Source organism: Nonomuraea sp. NPDC049750 (assembly GCF_040659625.1).
Lineage (GTDB): Bacteria > Actinomycetota > Actinomycetes > Streptosporangiales > Streptosporangiaceae > Nonomuraea.
Window position 1 is genome coordinate 73110 of sequence record NZ_JBFANB010000013.1, and the last position, 18176, is coordinate 91285.

The 18176-nt window shown below is 68.5% G+C and carries 17 protein-coding genes, 1 pseudogene and 1 riboswitch; of the genes and pseudogenes, 12 read left to right on the top strand and 6 right to left on the bottom strand.

Translation table 11 applies throughout. The features are described 5' to 3' along the window. Positions 1–14: 14 nt before the first annotated feature. Entirely contained in the window at positions 15–1199 is a 1185-nt protein-coding gene (locus AB0J16_RS30300) for a cytochrome P450 (protein WP_358545423.1), read from the bottom strand. Positions 1200–1399: 200 nt separating this feature from the next. Between AB0J16_RS30300 and AB0J16_RS30305 the strand changes: the two genes are divergently transcribed. Together AB0J16_RS30305 and AB0J16_RS30310 are read left to right on the top strand one after the other, a co-directional pair. Further along, positions 1400–1831, top strand: a complete 432-nt coding sequence (locus tag AB0J16_RS30305; RefSeq protein WP_358545425.1) for a hypothetical protein — start codon at positions 1400–1402, stop codon at positions 1829–1831. Continuing rightward, positions 1831–2190: a hypothetical protein gene (locus AB0J16_RS30310; RefSeq protein WP_358545426.1), complete on the top strand. Its 360-nt coding sequence runs from the start codon at positions 1831–1833 to the stop codon at positions 2188–2190. Before AB0J16_RS30305 ends, AB0J16_RS30310 begins: the two co-directional genes overlap by 1 nt. A 50-nt stretch (positions 2191–2240) precedes the next feature. Here the strand turns inward: AB0J16_RS30310 and AB0J16_RS30315 are convergent, their stop codons facing one another. Further along, on the bottom strand, positions 2241–5741 hold the full coding sequence (locus tag AB0J16_RS30315; RefSeq protein ID WP_358545428.1) for a WD40 repeat domain-containing serine/threonine protein kinase: 3501 nt from the start codon (positions 5739–5741) through the stop codon (positions 2241–2243). A 126-nt stretch (positions 5742–5867) separates the two neighbouring features. After that, positions 5868–6749, bottom strand: coding sequence for an SDR family oxidoreductase (locus AB0J16_RS30320; RefSeq protein WP_358545429.1), 882 nt, complete (start codon positions 6747–6749; stop codon positions 5868–5870). Between the two features lie 86 nt (positions 6750–6835). Between AB0J16_RS30320 and AB0J16_RS30325 the strand changes: the two genes are divergently transcribed. The 3 genes from AB0J16_RS30325 (at position 6836) to AB0J16_RS30335 (ending at position 10928) form a co-directional block, all read left to right on the top strand. Further along, entirely contained in the window at positions 6836–7414 is a 579-nt protein-coding gene (locus AB0J16_RS30325; protein WP_358545431.1) for a helix-turn-helix domain-containing protein, read from the top strand. A gap of 76 nt (positions 7415–7490) precedes the next feature. Further along, positions 7491–8744 (top strand): ATP-binding protein, encoded by a 1254-nt coding sequence (locus tag AB0J16_RS30330; RefSeq protein ID WP_358545433.1) that lies wholly within the window; start codon positions 7491–7493, stop codon positions 8742–8744. A 96-nt stretch (positions 8745–8840) separates the two neighbouring features. Then, positions 8841–8929, top strand: a riboswitch (SAM riboswitch). Positions 8930–9788: 859 nt separating this feature from the next. After that, entirely contained in the window at positions 9789–10928 is a 1140-nt protein-coding gene (locus AB0J16_RS30335) for an RICIN domain-containing protein (protein ID WP_358545435.1), read from the top strand. A gap of 60 nt (positions 10929–10988) precedes the next feature. Here AB0J16_RS30335 and AB0J16_RS30340 read toward each other — a convergent pair whose 3' ends face one another. Further along, positions 10989–11786 (bottom strand): hypothetical protein, encoded by a 798-nt coding sequence (locus tag AB0J16_RS30340; RefSeq protein ID WP_358545436.1) that lies wholly within the window; start codon positions 11784–11786, stop codon positions 10989–10991. A 373-nt stretch (positions 11787–12159) separates the two neighbouring features. On the opposite strand from AB0J16_RS30340, the gene AB0J16_RS30345 reads away from it, so the two are divergent. Further along, positions 12160–12687, top strand: a complete 528-nt coding sequence (locus AB0J16_RS30345) for a hypothetical protein (RefSeq protein ID WP_358545438.1) — start codon at positions 12160–12162, stop codon at positions 12685–12687. Between the two features lie 73 nt (positions 12688–12760). On the opposite strand, the gene AB0J16_RS30350 is transcribed toward AB0J16_RS30345, so the two are convergent. Continuing rightward, positions 12761–14296, bottom strand: coding sequence for an alpha/beta fold hydrolase (locus tag AB0J16_RS30350; RefSeq protein ID WP_358545440.1), 1536 nt, complete (start codon positions 14294–14296; stop codon positions 12761–12763). A 120-nt stretch (positions 14297–14416) separates the two neighbouring features. Continuing rightward, a complete protein-coding gene (locus AB0J16_RS30355) occupies positions 14417–15046 on the bottom strand; it encodes a helix-turn-helix domain-containing protein (RefSeq protein ID WP_358545441.1) in 630 nt (209 codons plus the stop codon). A gap of 76 nt (positions 15047–15122) precedes the next feature. On the opposite strand from AB0J16_RS30355, the gene AB0J16_RS30360 reads away from it, so the two are divergent. The 6 genes and pseudogenes from AB0J16_RS30360 to AB0J16_RS30385 all read left to right on the top strand — a co-directional run bounded on the left by AB0J16_RS30360 (position 15123) and on the right by AB0J16_RS30385 (position 18154). Continuing rightward, complete coding sequence (locus tag AB0J16_RS30360; RefSeq protein ID WP_358545443.1) at positions 15123–15530, top strand: DUF4345 domain-containing protein; 408 nt, start codon at positions 15123–15125, stop codon at positions 15528–15530. Between the two features lie 42 nt (positions 15531–15572). Continuing rightward, the gene (locus AB0J16_RS30365) at positions 15573–15698 is read left to right on the top strand and encodes a hypothetical protein (RefSeq protein WP_358545445.1); all 126 of its coding nucleotides are present in this window, start codon (positions 15573–15575) and stop codon (positions 15696–15698) included. Between the two features lie 296 nt (positions 15699–15994). After that, positions 15995–16912: a hypothetical protein gene (locus AB0J16_RS30370; RefSeq protein WP_358545447.1), complete on the top strand. Its 918-nt coding sequence runs from the start codon at positions 15995–15997 to the stop codon at positions 16910–16912. Next, a complete protein-coding gene (locus AB0J16_RS30375; RefSeq protein ID WP_358545448.1) occupies positions 16909–17358 on the top strand; it encodes a hypothetical protein in 450 nt (149 codons plus the stop codon). Before AB0J16_RS30370 ends, AB0J16_RS30375 begins: the two co-directional genes overlap by 4 nt. Positions 17359–17406: 48 nt before the next feature. After that, positions 17407–17532: pseudogene (locus tag AB0J16_RS30380) on the top strand (BTAD domain-containing putative transcriptional regulator); the annotation flags it as partial. A gap of 52 nt (positions 17533–17584) precedes the next feature. Continuing rightward, positions 17585–18154, top strand: a complete 570-nt coding sequence (locus AB0J16_RS30385) for a TetR/AcrR family transcriptional regulator (protein WP_358545449.1) — start codon at positions 17585–17587, stop codon at positions 18152–18154. The last annotated feature ends 22 nt before the right edge of the window (positions 18155–18176 follow it).

Genomic DNA, 18176 nt, shown 5'->3' on the forward strand with positions numbered 1-18176 from the left:
CCAATCGGTGCGAGCTAACCACCCCGGCGGTCGAAGGTCAGGTAGAGCTCGGAAGGGCTGCCGAAGGGCTCGCCGACCTGGCGCGGGATGTCGGCGCCCGCTTCGAGGCGGAAGTTCGTCGCCTGCTTGAGCAACTCCTCGAAGGCGATCACGAGCTGGATCCGGGCGAAGTTCTGGCCTATGCAGCGGTGCACCCCGGCGCCGAACGCCAGGTGCGGGTTGATCCGCCGGTCGAAGACCAGCTCGTCGGGCCGGTCGAAGCGCTCGGCATCGCGATTGGCCGAGTAGAACTGCAGGACGACCCGGTCCCCCGCCTTCAACGGGGTGCCCGCCAGCTCGGTGTCCTGAGTCACCGTACGGGCCATGAACGCCACGGTCGTCTCAAAGCGCAGGAACTCATCCATCGGGCCGCGCCACCAGTCCGGGCTGCGCAGGATCGGCTCGATGTCCGCGCGGGTGGCCAGATGGTAGGCGATGTTGACGATCACGCCGCGCGTGGTGTCCAGGCCGCCGAGCAGCAGCGTGGTGACGATCGCCACCTGCTCCTCTTTCGTCAGGGGCCGCCCGTCGACGCTCGCCCTGGCCAGGGCGCTGAGGACGTTCTCGTGCTCGGCCGAGGCCGGTGGGTCACCGGCCTCGGCGATCGCCTCCATCGCGAGCAGGGCGACCGCTTCGAACGTCTCGGGCGTGCTTTCTATGGCGCACCGCTTGACCGCCGCCACCCCCCGGCGCATCAGCTCCATGTTGTCGGTGGCGAAGACGACCCGGGCCAGCGACCCGGCGCTGAAGGGCACGGAGTAGTCACGGACCATCTCCACGCGGCCCTTGTCGATGAACCCCGCGATGGCGTCCCGGGCGATCTCCCGCATCTGCTCGGCGTACCGGAGCAGGAACGAGCGGGAGAAGTACGCCTCGAGGAACTTGCGGTATTGACGGTGGTCCGGCGGGTCGACGTCCAGCGGGATGAGCCGGACCGGCACGCCGCGCACGCCCGGCTGCGCCGAACTGAAGATCGCCGGTCGCATGCACACCGTGCGGACGTCCTCGTAGCGGGTGACCATGTAGTAGCCGCCGTCGGTGCGCGTGTGCACGACCGGGCATTCCCTGCGTGCGATGGCCAGCGCGTCGAGCAGGTGTTCGCGCTGGTCGTCGGCGAACAAGTCGACGTTCGCCAGGATGTCCGCGGCCGGTGTGTCCATCTGTCCTCCATTCCGAGAAGACCTCACAACCGTCATTTGACCTCGCCGCGGCTGTTTGCCCAAAGGACCGACCAAAGGGACACAAAGGACAGAGGGCGCACGTCACAGTTCGACAGCCCGAAGTATCAGCGGTGACGGGCGGGCGGCCCCATTCCCTGTAGGGAATCGTAAAGTCGCAGGCCGCGCTGGACACTACTCACATGAACCAACTTGATGTGAAGCAGTGGGCCGACCGTTATATCGCCCAGTGGAACGAGCCCGATCCGGCGACGCGGAGCGCCCTCATCCGCGAGCTGTGGGCGCCCGACGGCATTCAGGTACTGGTCGACCCGCCCCAGGAGATCCGCGACGCCGCCACGGCGCTCGCCTTTCCCGTGCCGCCCCTGGAGGTCCGGGGTTACGACGCCTTGGACGCCAGGGTGAGTCGTGCCTACGAGATGTTCGTCGAACCGGGCGAGCACGTCTTCGAGGCCGCCGAGGAGGCGTACCCCCTCATGCCCAACGTGCTCGCCATCCGGTGGTCTATGGTGTCGACCCGGACGGGCGAGGCCGTCGGCGGCGGCCTGGACATCCTGGCTCTGGACGGCGATGGCCGGCTGCGTACCGACCACCAGTTCATCGGAGCGAGCTGATGCGCTTCACCCGGATCGCCCGCACGGAGGACGGCGGATCGACGTTCGAGGACGGCGAGATCACGCTCGCTCACCGACAGGTCGCCGAAGGGGTGCCGGCCATGGCGGTCGGCGGGCTGCCGTCGAAGGGTGGCGTGCAGTTCGTCCGCAGCGCCGCGTTCGACAGCGCCGCTCATCCGGCGCCGCGCGAGCAGTGGGTGATGATGCTGCGCGGCACGATCGAGGTGACGGTCACGGACGGCAGCCGGCGCCGCTTCGGCGCGGGCGACCTGGTGCTCGCCGCCGACACGACGGGGCTGGGACACATCACCACCGGCGTCGGCGAACCACCGTTCGAGGCCCTGTTCATTCCGCTCTGACCGCCGGTCGGACGTGCGCCTCACCGGCTCGCGTCCGGCCGGTGTGAGGCTCACTGGCCGGGGGCCTCCGGGCAGGTCTCCCGGTACGCGACGTCACCCAGGTACCGGCTCCACTCCGCCTCGGTGAGCCGGCGGCCCGCGCGCCCGCACACCAGCGCGGCGACCCGCTCGGTCCCCACTGGCATCTCCAGGATGTCGCCGTCGGCCGAGAAGTACAGCGTGCCGCCGTCAGCGCTGAAGGTCAGCGAGTCGACGTCCTGGATCGTCCGGGCGTCGAAGGAGCCCCCGAGCCGGCGCCTGTTGACCGGGTCCCAGAGCTGAACGAGACCGCCGATGGCCGCCGTCGCGAGCACGTCCCCGCGCGGTGAGAACGTCAGGGCGTCCACGGGGCCCGCCGCTTTCGGCAGCATGGGACGTAGCGCCGTCGGCCCGGACGGGTCATAGAGCGTGACGTGTCCCATGTCGCCGTGGGCGACAGCCATGAGGCCGCGGCTGCTCAGGGCGACGCCCGCCCAGCCGCCAGAGGAAACGTCGTATCCCTCTCCGACCGGTTTGCCGGTGGCGACGTCCATGAACCTGCCGGAGCCGGTGGCGAGTCTCTTGCCGTCGGGCAGATACGGGCCGCCGGCGCTGGTGGTGGAACTGTCGTGCAGGACCCGGCCCGTGGCCGCGTCGAGCACGGTCAGCCAGTACTCCAGCGTCTGCCCGTACGGGCCGAGGACGAGCGCGATCGTCCTGCCGTCCGGGCTGAAGGCGGCCTGTGACGGTGGGAAGCCGTCGACGGCGTGCCGGGACCGGATCGACCAGATCCGTTTGCGGGTACTGACATCGACCAGCTCGACCTGGCCGGATTCCGACGCGATGAACAGCCGTCTGGCTGGCTGGTCGAACGCCGACAAAGCCGACAAGTCAGGTTCGACGGGGAAGCGGGCTACCTCCTGGTGTTGGTGCACATTCCAGAGCCGGACATACTTGCTCTCAAGACTGGAGATCGCCGCCCACTGACCGCCGGGGCTGAGGACAGCGTCGTCGCCCCCCGCCCTGATCGAGGTGGCGCGCGGGGACAGGTCCACGCTGACCACCGAATCGTCCATCAGGTAGCGCAGCGTGGAACCGTCGAAACCGACGCCGGACAGGTTGCCCTCGGCCTGGTACGTCAGCAGCTCGATGTCGTGGTCGGCGACCTTCCATACCCGGAGCTTCCGGCCCTTGAACGCGGCGAGGTAGCGGCCGTCAGGGCTGAAGCGCAGCCGCGGTGAGAAGCCCTCGCAGACGTCACAGGTCCAGTCACGCTTGTCGCGGCGGGACCCGGTGGCAGCGTCCAGGAGCACCACGTCGCTGCCCGCGCAGGCCAGGGTGGCGCCGTCGGGCGAGAACGCGGCGACCGAGTGCGACCCGCGGCAGCCGGGGTAGCGGTGCTCGGGGGTCCAGCCGGGCAGGGCACGCTCGGCGAAGCTGTCGCCGGTGAGCAGCAGGTGCCTGCCTGTCGGGTCGATCACCGGCCCCCACCCGTGCGTGGCTGCCTTATTGCCGAACTTCCTGCCGGTACGCAGGTCCACCAGGTGGTCGAGGTCGTTGTCGAAACTTACGGCGAGGGTGGCCTCGTCCTCGCCGATGTCGATCTGGATCGTCATGTCGCCCGGCGGGAAGCTCTCCTTGAACAGCCGCTTGCCGTCGGCGAGGCTCCAGACACCGAGCTCGTCGTGGGTGTACACCGCCAGCAGCCGTCCGGTCCTGCTCAGCACCGGATCGGAGAGCTCCTGACCTTTCAGCCCCAACCCCTTCCAACCGCCCGTCCGCTTGTGCGTGCGGACGTCGTACACATTCACGCCACCGCCCTCGCTGACGCTGACCAGCGTCCGGCCGTCGCCGCTGAGCGTCCGCGTAGCCAGCCCCCTGACCTGCGGATCGTGGAAGACGGCGGTCTCCTGCTGCTGGGCCGAGGCCATCAGCGCGGAGTGAGCCTCGACCTGCGGGGAGACGCGCCAGGCCGCCACGCTGAGCAGCATCGCCAGGACCGGGTCGGTGGTACGCAGCCGGTCCGCCTCGGCCGCCACCTGCTTGGCCGTGACCACGTCACGCTGGTCGGACGCCTGCTGGCGCTGCCACAGCGCCAGGCCGCTCGCCACGAGCGAGACCACCAGCAGCCCGGCCAACCCGGTGGTGGTCAAGGTCCTGCGCCTGGCGCGCTTCTTGGTCAGCGCGGTGCCCGCCTGGAGGAAGTCGCGCTCGCGGGGAGTCAGCGTCACGTGGCGGCGCCCGGTGGCCGCCCAGCTCAGCGCCTGCTCCAGGCGGCTGCCCTGGAGCAGGTCGGCGTCGCGCCTGCCGTTGCCGGTCCAGTGCCGCGCCGCGCTGGTGATCTGGCTCAGGACGGCGAGACCCTCACGGTCGGCGTCAACCCACATGCGCAGCCTGGGCCAGGCCCGCAGCAGCCCGGGACGCGACAGCGCGACCGACTCGTCATCGGCGGCGACGACGTACGAGAACGTCCGCAGAATGCGCCGGATGGCGGCGGCCTCGTGCTCGGGACGCCCGCCAAGCAGCTCCTCCTGGGAGACCGTCCGGCCGCTCTCCCGACCGTCCTCGTCCACGACGACCAGCCGCAGGAACACCTCGGCGGCCAGCTCACGCTCCTCCGGCCCGAGCGCGCCATAAGCGTCCTCGGCGATGGCGCCGAGCGCCGGATCGGCCCCACCCTCCCCCCGCACCCCCTGGGCGGCCCGACTCCCCTCCGCCAGCAGCCCCCGGGTGTCGGCGCGATTGCCGCTGACCAGCGCGAGCAACAGCTCGTGGGAGGTCGGCCTGCCAGCGGGATCCTTGCTCATCGCGGCCGAGATCAGCCCACCCAACTGCGGCGGCAACGCGCTCAGATCGGGCTGGTACGACAACACCCGATGCATCACACCGCCGAGGTTGTCGGCGTCGAACGGTTCCTGCCCGGTGGCGGCGTACACCATGATCGCTCCCCAGGCGAACACGTCCGCCCGAGCCCCCGCCCGCTGCCCGGTGAACACCTCGGGCGCCATGTAACTGGGCGTGCCCGACACCTCTCCGGTCTTGGTGAGCGACATGTCGAGAGTCCGCGCGATACCGAAGTCGATCACCCGCGGCCCATCCGGACCGAGCAGCACGTTGTCGGGCTTCAGATCACGGTGGATGACCCCCGCCTCGTGGATCGCCGTCAGCGCCGTCGCGACCGCCGTGGCCAGCCGGTGCAGGTCGTCACCGGTGAACCTGCGCCCCTCGCGCACGGCCTGCCGCAGGCTCGGCCCCGGCACGTACTCGGAGACGATGTACGGCCTGGGCCCCTCCAGATCCGCAGTCAGCACCCTGGCCGTACAGAACGAGGCCACCCGGCCCGCGGCGGTGGCCTCCTTGGCGAACCGGTCGCGGCTGCCGTCGTGGCCGGCCGCGTGCAGCATCTTGAGCGCCACCCGGCGCCCATCCGCGTCGTACGCCTCGTAGACGACACCCTGCCCCCCGGAGCCGAGCCGCCCGGCCAGCCAGTAGCCCCCGATGTGCTGCGGATCTCCCCCGCTGAGCGATTCCACGGCGAATTAGACGCAAATGGTCACCCGCGAGTTGTACTGCTTCGCCCCTCTATGCACGTACCACCTGGCTTCCTATGCACGTACCACCTGGCTTCGTCACCGTGGAGGACTACCAGCGTTTTCAGGTCAGGGCTGGATGTTCTCCAGGTCCTCCAGAAGGCGCGGGTGCTTCGGCTCCCAGCCGAGCGCCTGCCGGGTGTGGGTGCTGGAGGAGGGCTGGTCGCTCGCGAAGATCGGGCCGAGCGGGCCGTAGGTCTCCGATGGCACTGACTCGACCGGCAGGCCCAGCCGTCGGCCGATGACCGCGGCGATGTCACGCACCTTGTCTCCCTCATCGTCCACGGCGTGCCAGGAGCTACCGGCCGACGCCGACTCCAGAGCGAGCCGGAAGAGGACTGCCGCGTCGAGCGCGTGCACGGCCGGCCAACGCTGTGCGCCGTCGCCCGGGTAGCCGGACAATCCGGTCCGGCGTGCGATGTCGGTCAGCAAACCGGCGAACCCGCCCGCGCCCTGGTTGTGAACCGTGCGCGGCAGGCGTACGGCCGTGCTCCGGACCCCGCGCGAGGCCAGGCCCAGGACCGCCGTGACCGCGCGACCGCGACCACCGACCGGCCCGTCGGTCGGCAGCGGGTCGGCCTCGGTGGAGAGGCGGCCCGGCACATAGGGCGTACCCGCGACGGTGACGAAGGGGCGGTCGCTGCCGACGAGTTCCCCGCCGAGGGTCGCGAGGGCGGCACTTTCCTCGACGACCGACTTCGCGAGGGCGTCGGGGCTGCTGAAGTCGTTGCCGAATGCCAGATGGATCACCCCATCGGCCTGAGCGACGCCGGCGCGAAGGATGTCCAGATCGGCGAGACCTCCCCGGAGCGGCTCGGCGCCGGCTGCCTCGGCGACCAGCGCGGACGCGTCGGAGCGGGCGAGGGCGAGGACGGTGTGGCCGTTGCCGAGCAGTTCCGTGACCACGGCGGAACCGATCAGACCAGTGCCACCAGTGACAAAGACGCGCATGGATCTCTCCCGAAAGTGATGGGACTCTTGTCCCGTCACTTTAACAGGGCGACGGGACAAAAGTCCCATCACGCTAGGATGGACCCATGGGCCGGTGGGAACCAGGGGCGCGCGAACGCCTCGTCGTGGCTGCCGTCGACCTGTTCGCCGAGCAGGGGTACGACGCCACGACGGTCGCGCAGATCGCCGAACGCGCCGGAGTCACCAAAAGCACTTTCTTCCGGCATTTCCCGGATAAGCGCGAGCTGCTGGTGGCCGGACAGGAGACGCTGAGCCGGCTGCTGGTCGAGGGGATCGCCGAGGCGCCCCGTGACGCCAGCCCGCTCGAAGCGGTCGCCGCCGGTCTCGAGCGCGCGTCCAGCGCGATGGGCCCCATGAATCGCGAGCTCGCCCCTCGCCTGAAGGCGGCCGTCGCCGCCAGCGCCGAACTTCAAGAGCGTGACGCCCTCAAAAGCGTCAGCCTCGCGACCGCGATGACAACCGCTCTGGTCGCCCGCGGCGTACCCGATCCGGCCGCGGCTCTCGCGGGCGAGCTCGGCGTCCTCGCCTTCAAACGGGGGTACGCCCAATGGTCCGAGGGCGACCGTGACGCCAAGGACGAGCTCGCCGGATACACGCTGGCGGCCCTGAACGAGCTGCGCGCGGCGAGCGCATCACTGGGCTGACCGGCGGGCCAGCCGCGTAGATAATCTGCATGCATTGACCTAGAATCGATCCTGAGCATGGATTAGAGGGTGTTCAGTGCTGCTTAGATTCAGAGGCGCCAACCATAGATCGTTCCGTGACGAGTTCGAGGTCTGGCTGGCGGCGAGCAAGTTCAACCAGGGGGCAAGCCGCCCTGCCTGCCTCGCTGACGACCCCGACTTGGCCTATCTACCGGCGACCGCGATCTATGGTTCGAACGCGTCTGGCAAGTCGAACGTCCTGCATGCCATCCGCTGGATGCGACAGGCCGTCCTCAACTCCGTTCACGGCTGGTCCACCCTTGACGGCATTCCGCGCGAGCCGTACGAACTCGACCCGGCCGCCCGAACGGACGCTTCCCTCTTCGAGGTCGACATCGTCCTCGGCGGCGACCGGTACATCTATGGCTTCGAGGTCTCCGACCAACGGGTCGAGACCGAATGGCTGCATACGTACCCCGGCGGACAGGCCCGTCGGCAGGTCTGGTTCGAACGCGACGCCGACACCGACGAGCCCTTCACCTTTCCCGGCGAAGGGCTGAAGGGGCCGAAGGAAAGCCTTGTCTCCCAGACTCGACCCGACGCGCTGTTCCTGACCGTCGCCGCGGCCTTCAATCAGCCCTATCTCAAGCCGATCCACGACTGGTTCCGGCACAACCTCTGGTGGATCAGCCCAGGTCGCGACTTCGAAGATCGACAGAGCTGCACGCGCAAGATGCTCGACGACCCACGGCAGCGGGATCGCATCATCGCGCTTCTCAAGGTCGCGGACCTGGGGGTCGTGGGAACCGAGATCGACAGCCTGACCGGCGAACTCCGACTCGTGCACCAAGGGCCCCACAGCCCTGTCGCACTGAGCTACGAACGCCAGGAATCGATGGGCACCCGATCCTGGTTCGCCTTCCTGGGCCCCCTCCTCACCACCCTGGACCACGGGGCGGCCCTCCTTGTCGACGAACTCGACACCAGCCTGCATCCCCTCTTCGCCGCCGAAATCCTCCGACTCTTCCAGGATCCCGCGGCCAACCCCAACAACGCGCAATTGGTATGCACGGTCCACGACGCGACCTTGTTGGGCCGCACGCACCTCTTCCAGCCATTGGAGCGGGACCAGGTGCGCATCACCGTCAAGAACCGGGACGGCGCCTCCGAGATCTATCCGCTGACCGACGCCCGTCCCCGAAAGTCCGAAGCCCTCGACCGCAACTACCTGGCCGGTACGTACGGCGGCGTACCGAGGCTGACCGTAGGCGAGATCGCAGAAACGCTCGCCGGCCCACTCGCGGAGCCGACAACAGAGGTGCCGACCTGATGGCCGAACGCGGGCCGCTGCGGTAACCCTCGGCTCCACGCAGCTCACCATCGACGTTTGACGCCGTCCTCGCGCTGAGGCAGGATCTCTCCACCGAGATCATCCAGAGGATCCGAGGGACCTGGCCCGCCGACGGTCCGGCAACCTGCCCAAGGGCAAGGTGCCAACGCCAGGAACGATGAGGAGGGTCCCATGCTCGTGGGCACCCGGCGAAGCGGGGAGGTTGCGAGATTCGGCCATGTTCTCTGTGGTCGCCGCTGAATGGCCGGCCGTGAAGTCGGCACTACGTGCTCGCCTCACCACCGTGAGCGCCGGATAGCTTCGGGCTTGCGCCTTGAGCGTACGGCGGTCCGCGTCGGCCGCCAGGCAAGCCGACTTCAAGACCGCGACGACGGTCGATCTGGACCACCTCGTATAAGCCTTACGGGCCCAACTTCCCGAGCGCGGACGGCCGGACCGGGCCATCCCGGCTCCGCCCCGCGTCGAAGAGGTAGAAGAGAGGAAATCCGCCAACCGACAGCTGAAGGGAACTCGCATGCGTACTGCCCTCAGATTTGTGATCATGCTCGCAGTAGCGCTGGTCACCGTCGCAGCCGTACAGGCCGCGGCCTCCGCCGCCACGGCCATCGAGTACGGGCTCATGCTCTAGGCGGATCGAGACCAGTCCGGTGCGTGCGTCCCTGTTGGTTCGCCGACGTGTTCGGCCGCTACGTCGAGCAGGCCGAGGACTGGGCCTGGTGCCCGACTCCCCGCTAAGGATCAGTAGGTAAGGAGCAGAAGGCCGGTGGACACCCACCGGCCTTCTTTTCTCGCCGTCATAAGACGGGCGGGCGCGTCCAGTCGCGGGGCAACCGGCCCGATCTCGCGGCATTTACCGAAAAGCATTTCGCAAGCCGCACTGGCGTACCTAGTGCCGTCGCCCCCGTGACCTGCTGTCCTCGTCGCTCTCTCTGTAACGTTCACAAGATCTTGCCGAAAACCTTTTCGCGCGTCATCGTATCCACAGGCCTGCCCTCGCTCTCAGGACTCGGAGGACGCGTGTCGATGAAACGATTAGCCGCCGCCCTTACCTCGCTGACCACCGCCCTGGTCTTCGTGATCACGATGGTCGGCGCCGCACCCGCCAACGCCGCCACGACATTCACCTCGACAGCCGTCAACCAGAACGGCGCCAACTGCCTGACCCTCCCCAACAGCTCCACCACCAACGGCGTCCAGCTCACGCAGGCGTCCTGTAACGGTGGCGGCAACCAGAACTTCACCTTCACCCCGGTGAGCGGCACCACCGACCAGTACACCGTCGGCACGTCGACCAGCGGCAGATGCGTGGACGTCTACGGCGCGTCCACCGCCGACAACGCCACGGTCATCCAGTGGAACTGCTCAGGCGCCAACAACCAGAAGTTCCGCCTGGTAACGGTCAGCGCCACCGACAAGACCTTCAGGCTCCAGGCCGTGCACTCCAGCAAGTGCGTCGTCCCCGCGGGCGGTTCGTCGGCCGCCAACACCGGGCTCGTGCAGTTGTCCTGCGACGCGGTGTCCTCACGGACCTGGCGGTTGCCGAACTACACCAGCGGTGGCGGCAACCCCACCACACCCCCGGAGAAGACAATCCGGGTGTACTGGCTGAAGCCATCCGACGTGGCCTTCGACCAGCGGTGGCCGGACGGCATCGCCAATGTCCTGCGGGAGGCGCAGCGCTACTACAAGCAGGAGCTGGGCAAGACCTTCACCCTCAACAACCCCGTGGTGGAGGTCGTCAACGGCGACCACGTGAAGAACTGGTACGAGACCACCCCCAACGGGAGCGACCCGTACTGGTGGACCGTCTTCAACATGCAGCAAGAACTCCTCAGGAAGCTGAACCTGAGGGCACCCGACCCGCGCTGGATCAACGTGGGTGAGATCAGCGCGGAAGGCAACGGCGCGGGCGGCGGTGGCGGAGGTGGCTGGGTGATCCTGAACCAGCACGACGCCGATGGCGCCGCGGGCGTCAACGGCCCGATGAACCGCTGGTACGGCGGTATGGTCCACGAACTCGGCCATGCCTTCGGCCTGCCCGACTCATCGTCCACCGACGGGACACCGATGTCCGCGTCGTTCTACGACTACCCGAACACGCATTTCAACCAGAGCCAGAAGAACCAGATCCTGTCCGGTCCGTACGGCAGCTTCCTGAGCTGACCTCGGCCAGACGTACGACCGGCCCGTCCCCGCTCGATCGGGAACGGGCCGGCCCAACGATCACGGGCAGCTCTCCCGGTACGGCACGCCGGGCAGATACCGCTGCCAGTCGGCCCGCGTCAGTCCCCGCCCGGCGCGGGCGCAGATCGTGGCGGCCGTCGCCTCGGGCCCGACGGACATGTCGCGCAGCACGCCTGTGCCGTCGAGGGTGTGCAGCATCACGCCACCTGATCCGAACGCGGCTGACACGAAGCGGTCCTCGTCCACCGCCATCGACGGCCCGAGCTTGCGTGGCGTGGCGACGTCCCAGAGCTGAACCTGTCCTGCGCCGATGGACGCGGCCACGTCGCCCTTGGGGGAGAAGACGATCTGGGTGATCCCGACGCCGTCGTTGGGATTCGCCCGGAAAGTCGGGCCGCGCTTGCCGCCCGTGGCCACGTCCCAGAACGCGAGCCTGCCCGACTCGTCCCCGGTGGCGAGGATCGCTCCGTCAGGGCTGAAGGCCATCGTCCGCAGCCTGCCGTTCAGGCCTCCCGGGCCGAACGCGGGGCCCATCGGCTGGCCGGTGGAGAGGTCGATCAGGTGGTTCCCCGAGTTGGTCACCGGGATCATCATCGGGCGACCCGGCCGAAACACGACCTCCGACAGGTTCCCGGTCTCGACGGAGCGCATCCATGTGTGGTGCGGCACGTCCCAGACGAACACGCGGCTGTGCCCCGTGCCCTCGGCGTCGTCGGTGGTGTCGCTGGCGCCGACCGCGACGAGCGTCCCGTTCGCGTTCACCGCCACCGTGGAAGCCATCCAGCGGCCCCGCAGCCGGGCCTCGGACACGTGCGACGGCTGCGATATATCCCGCATCTCCGCCGCCTAATTCGACCATGAGCCGCACGTTCTGTTTGGCAGTACGTGATTATCGCGGTTGGCGATATGAGCCCGGCTGACGTCGCAGGACATTAAAGTACCGCTCTTCCGTTTTTCTTCCGCCCGCCTTCCGTCGCAGGTGAGCGATGTGATAGCCACCCGAAAAGCCGCTTTCCGCCGCCGATCGAACGGAGCGGATTGCTATCGCGATCGGTTCGAGAATTCGCCGTCACTCTCAGAGACCGGGCGAATCTGCTATACCTCTCAGGGCCGTTCGAAATGCGCGCGGCATTAACGATCGCGGAGTGCCTGACACAGGTCGGCAATCACCGCGTCGTCAAGACGCACAACGTTCCTGAAAGAGGTCCGCATGGCCATGTACGAACACCAGGCACCCGCCGACTTCGAAGCCCGGCGCGCCGCCAAGGCCCCCGAGAGGCCGGCGAACTTAACCCGGGCGGTGTACGCGGCCATCGCCGCCGCGGCGCTCAACGTGATCAGCGCCATCGGACTCCTCGTCTCCGGCGCAGCGGCGATCAAAGAACAGATCGCCGCGAATTCGGACGGGGGCTCTGCCCCCGTGAGCCTCGACGAGGTCGACATCCACAGCGACCGGTTCGAGTCGCTCCAGATGATCTACTCCGGGCTCGCCTACAGCACGATCTTCTGGTCGCTCGTGCTCGTCCTGCTCGCCTGGCTGGCGCTGCGCGGCGGCGGCGCCGTCCGGATCTTCGCCACCATCATCCTCATCGTCTCTGTCCTGTTCAAGCTGGTGGGCCTGTTCATCACCCTGCCCACTCTCACGCTGGTCGCCGACGTGCTCGTCGTCGTGCTGGGTCTGGCCGCGACCGTCTTGTTCTTCGGCGCCGGTGGCAAGGCCGCCCGCCAGGGAAGGTGACGAGGTCCCACCCCCCGCATGAGAAAACCGCCGGACCGCGGCGTGTGCCGTGGTCCGGCGGCTCTGCGTTTATCTACCAGTGCTGTTTGTCCGTGGGCCACGTCTTCTGTGGCGACTGCTGCTGCTTGCGCAGGCTCTCCTCAGGCGTGCCCACGGCGCAGCGGGTGCCGGGCGGAGGCACGGTCAGAGCGATCAGGTACTGGTCGATGATGTCCGTCTGGCACTTGTCCTTGCCGTAGATGCGGTGCCCCCAGCCCTCGTAGGTGAGCAGCACCGCCTTCGGACCGAGTTGCCGCGCCGCGTTGGCGGACCACATGTACGGCGTCGCGGGATCATGCAGCGAGTTCCCCAGCAGGATCGGCGCGTCGCCCGTGTACTTCAGCCGGTGCGGCGGGTTGGTCGGCGTGGAGTTGAGGCAGATGGGCAGGTCGTCGATCGGGTACGGGTGGTACCGCACGTCGGGCGCCAACCGCTTGGAAATGCCCATGTAGAAGGCGTACTCGGCATAGTTCCGCACCCGGAGGTTGTAGTCCTGGCAGAGGATCCGGGTGGGCAGCTCGGCGGTGTCGCCCTCCACGGGACCCCGGCCCGGCAGCGGCGGCACCCACGACGGCTCTGGGCCGCCGCTCAGCCAGTTGATGACCTCGCTCAGCAGGCGCCAGTCGGGCCCCTCGGTGCCGAGCGCCGCGTTGTAGATGACCTGCAGCTCGGTCATCGGGCGGTCCGGGGCGCTCGGGTAGTACAGCTCGCCGCGCCGGGCCTTGGCCCGCAGGTCACTCCACATCTTTCGGACGTCACGCCCGTGCAGGATGCAGCTGGTGTCGGCCTCGCACCAGCCCACGAACTGGTCGAAGGCGTCCTCGATGGCGATCGCCTCGGTGCTGAGGAAGCCCGCGACGCCGAGACTGTGGTCCATGTTGCTGTCGAGCGCGAGGGCCCTGATCCGGTTCGGGAACATCTCGGCGTACATCTGGCCGATCAGCGTCCCGTACGAGATGCCGTAGTAGGTCAGCTTCTCCTCGCCGAGGGCGGCGCGCAGGGCGTCCATGTCGCGCGCGACGTTGCGCGAGTCGACGTGGTCGTACAAGGGGCCGGTGCGTGCCCGGCAGTCCTGGTGCAGCTTCTTGGTGAAGGCGTCCCAGGCGTTGTAGTCGGCCTGGCTCGACATGACGGTGTGCGGCATCTGGTTGTACACCGAGGCCGAGCAGATCACCGGGTGACTGCGGCCCACGCCCCGGGGGTCGAAGCCGACGATGTCGAAGCGCTTCTGCAGCTCCTCGGTGTAGGAGTCGGGAGCGCCGTACACGGCCTCGACGCCCGACCCGCCCGGGCCGCCGGGATTGATCACCAGGGAGCCGACCCGAGCCGCCTGGTCGGTGGCCTTGCGCCGGGCGATGGCCAGGTCGATGCTCTCGCCGTTCGGCTTGGACCAGTCGATGGGGACGGTCAGCTTGCCGCACTCGGCACTGGGTTCCTCCTCACAGGGCGCCCAGGTGATGCTGCTCTGTCCTACGGCTTCCGGCTCGGTCGCCGCGCCGGCCGCGGGAACAGGCAGAAGCGCCGCCAGTGCTAAAAGCGCGGTAGCGAGCAGAGTCGTCTTTCTTCGCACGTTGCTCCAATCGTGGTCGACCTGCACGCCCCCCGTTTAACGAGCGTGCGGCCAGCCTCGATCATGGCGCGTGCGGGACTTTGTTGGGACTTGCACTCATAAATTGGCACAAAGTCGGCCCTAGGCACCCGCGGCGGGCCCTTGTCGCGGCCAGTCGGGGGCGGGGTCCTCGGCGAGCAGCGGCCGGAGGGCGCCGAGAACCGCGCCGACGCAGACATCGCGCAGCTGGGTGCGAGTACAGGTCTCATGGGTGAGCCAGTCGACGCAGAGCACCTGGACGAAAACCAGCCAGCTCTTCAGGACGCCGGACACAGCCTCGCGGGCGCTCTCGTCCGCGAGCGGGAGTACGGCCAGCAGCCGCGCACGGAGCGCGTCCAGCTCGTTCGTCATGATCGTCTGGATCACCGGGTCGCCCGCGAGGACCCGGTTCGCGGCGAGGACGGCGTGGCGGTTCGCCACGAAGTAGTCGAGATGGACGTCCATGCCCTGGATGAGCTGCTCCGCCAGGGAGTCGGCGGGGTCGAGCCGCGTCTCGGCGAGCAGCTGGTCGGCCGCCTGCTGGTAGATGGCCGCGAAGAGGGCGTGCTTGCTGGGGAAGTGACGGTAGAGCAGGGCCCGGGAGACGCCGGCCTCTTCGGCGACCTCCTCCATCAGCACGTCGGCGTACGGGTGCGCGGCGAAGAGCCGGACGCCGACGGCGAGAAGTTGGGCGCGGCGGTCGGCAGGGGTGAGTCGCTGGCGGGGTGGCACACGAGAAGCTTAGTTGACATGAGTCTACTAGCGCGCTCAATCTAGTAGACACATGTCAACTAAGCTTGGAGGGATCATGGCCAGGGTTCTCCGCGTACTCACACAGCTGATGGGCTGGACCAGCGTCGCGATCGGCCTGTTCCACGTGGCGCTCGGCAACACGGCGATCCCCGGCGCCGGTTCCGCCGGCCCGACGATCGACAGCTGGGGCCGGTTCATGGGGGCCAGCTTCGCCGGCTACGGGCTGGCCTGGCTCTGGGCCGCGCGACAGCGTCCGATCCCGGCTCGGGCGGTGCGGTGGCTGGCCGGCGTCTTCCTACTGGGCGGCGTGGGCCGGCTGCTCTCGCTCGCCGTGTACGGATGGCCGCAGTGGTTCCAGATCGCGCTGACGGTGATCGAGCTCAGCCTGCCGCCGGTCTTCTTCTGGCTGGCCGACGCGGAGGAGCGGGTGCCGCCACACCGGGCCCACACCCTCGCTTCGTAGGTTCAAGAGCGGCAAGTGATCCAACGTACGAAGGGAAACAGCATGCCGACTCAGACCGTGGAATTGCCGCAGTTCCCGCTGGCAGACAACACCGCCCCCAGCGTGGCCACCGACGCCGTGCACGAGCGCGCGTGGTACCCGCCGTTCTCCTCGCCCCGCGCCCAGTAACGGAGAGCTAGCCGACCGGCGGCGGGACATCCGGCCGCCGGTCCCCCACCAGTGAATGGAGGCGACGTCTTGGACACCGATCTCACGGCCCGCATCGACCTGACACTCGGCTCGGATCCCCGGTTCGGCAGCGCCGAGGCGATCGAGGTCAGGAACCTGGCTCGCTACCGCCTGGGTCTCGGCGTACTGGCCCGCCACCACCCACACGCCGCCGACCGGCTGGAGCGGTTGTGCCAGGCAGAGGACGCCGAGCTCCGGCCGGTCTTCGTCCATGGCCCGGCAATGCCGTCTCATGGGTGTGGACCGACCTCGAACCGCACTCCGAGCCGGAACGGGTGCTGGCCGCCCGCCTGGAAGAACTGCTCGCCGGTACGCTCTCGAAAAACGGCTCCGGCGTTCGAGTACGTCCCGACGCCGACATGCTGGCCGGGCTCAGCCGGGGCGCCGAACTGCTCGCCGAGCTGCTGCCTCACGCAGGCGCCGGCGTGACGCTGTTCCACGAGGGCCTGCACTTGAAGTTGTTCGACATCCTGCGCACCGGGTCCATGGCCGCCGATCCGGACCAGCTGATCCCGATCCCCTGGCGGGTGAAGTCGTGGACGCTGACGCGGGTGCTGTTCGCCATGCACGTCTACGCTCACCTGCTGCTGTTCCGCGCGGCCGCGACCGGCGCCGGCCCGGACCTGTGCGCCAGGTACGGAGAGCCGCCCGCGACCGACTTCGTCGATCAGGCCACGCCCGGCAGTCAGGCGGCCGGGAGCGGTGAGTACACCACCACGGTCGAACGCGTAACCTATCTCGCCCAGCAGGCCTCGCAAACGTACGGCGGGATGCTGACGGCGAGCGGCAGGCGGTTCGTCGACTGGCTGATCGGCGCCGTGGCCCCCCTCGCGCCGGGAATCCTGCCCGAATCGCCGCCCGTCGAGGCCCGCCCACGCACGGAGGTGGAGTTGGCGGTACGGGGCTACCGCCAGGCACAGCCGGTTCAGGTCTGCCCGATCCCTGAGCAGCGTGAGCTGGTGGCCGTCACACCCGGCGCGCCGAGCTTCCAATGGCTGAACGAACACGCATGGCTGATCTACGCCCTGTGCGACGGCAGGGACCTGTCGTCGCTGCGCGACCGGTACCGCCAGGCGGCCGAACCCGGTACAGACGACCAGCTGGGGCTCGGTGTGGCCGATCTCCTCTCGGTCGGGCTCATCGTCCCGGTGTGATCACGCCCAGCTCCTCGAAGAGCTGCGGCGACCAGATGGTGGTCGGCGGTGGCGTCGCCCTGGTCGGCGAGGGCCTCGCCGAGATCCCGGTGGGTTTCGGCGAGGCCCCTGCGGTCGCCGATGCCGGAGCGGATGCGCAGCGCCGCGGCGAAATGCGTGCGCGCCTCCTCCTCCCGCCCGAGACGGCGGCCCAGGTGCTCCAGGACGGCGCCGGGGTTGTGGTGGGCGACGGCGGCCGCCACGTGCCGGCCGGCCCGCTCGGCGGCGGTGGCGGCCAGGGTGTGCAGTTCGGCGGTGTCGGTCAGGCAGTGGCGCAGTCGCAGTGGCTGGGCGAGCGCCGCGGGCAGCCCGCCAGGCGGCGTCCATGCCGTGCTCCGCGGCGTGGCGGGTGCCCGTCATCATGTTCTCGTGCTCGTCCTGCAGCACGAGCGGGTCGTCGATGGTGAGGTACCACTCCAGCAACCGGCGTACGGACTCCTCGCGGATCGGGACGGCAGGCCGAAGCCCTGTCGGTGTACACCGGGTTGCGCGCGGCGCTGATCTCCGAACAGGGACTGGAGCCGGGGACGACCATCCGGGAGCTCCACCACCGAATCCTCACCACCGATCCCGCTGCCTAGGCTCAATCCGTTACCGCTTGACTGACTGGCCACTCATTTATAACCTTCAGCCATGGCCCGGCCGAAGAGCAAAGACAAGAGGGACGCGCTGATGGCAGCGGCGACTCGCGTCATTGTCGCGCAGGGCCTCAGCGCGCCGACGGCGGTCATCGCGCGGGAAGCAGGCATCTCGAACGGCTCGCTGTTCACCTACTTCTCGACAAAAACCGAGCTCTTCAACCACCTCTACCTTGAGCTGAAAACCGGGATGGCCAACGCCTCGCTCGCCGGATTCTCGGCAGAGGCCCCGCCGCGCGAGCAGCTTTCTCGTATGTGGTCGAACTGGACGCGCTGGGCAACGTCGAACCCCGACAAGAGGCGGGCTCTCGCCCTGCTGGGCGTCTCCGACGACATCACCCAGGAGACCCGTGCCGCCTCTCATCAGGCGATGGCAGAAGTCGCGGGAATTCTCGAACGGGTGCGCGCCCACGGGCCAATGCGGGACGCGTCGATGGATTTCACCGGCGCGATCATGGACTCGCTCGCCGAAGCGACGATGGACTTCATGGTCAACGACCCCGACAACGCCGACGAACACCGCAGGATCGGGTTCGACGCCCTGTGCCGGATGTTGGGCTGCTGATTTTTTTTGAAGACAAATGACT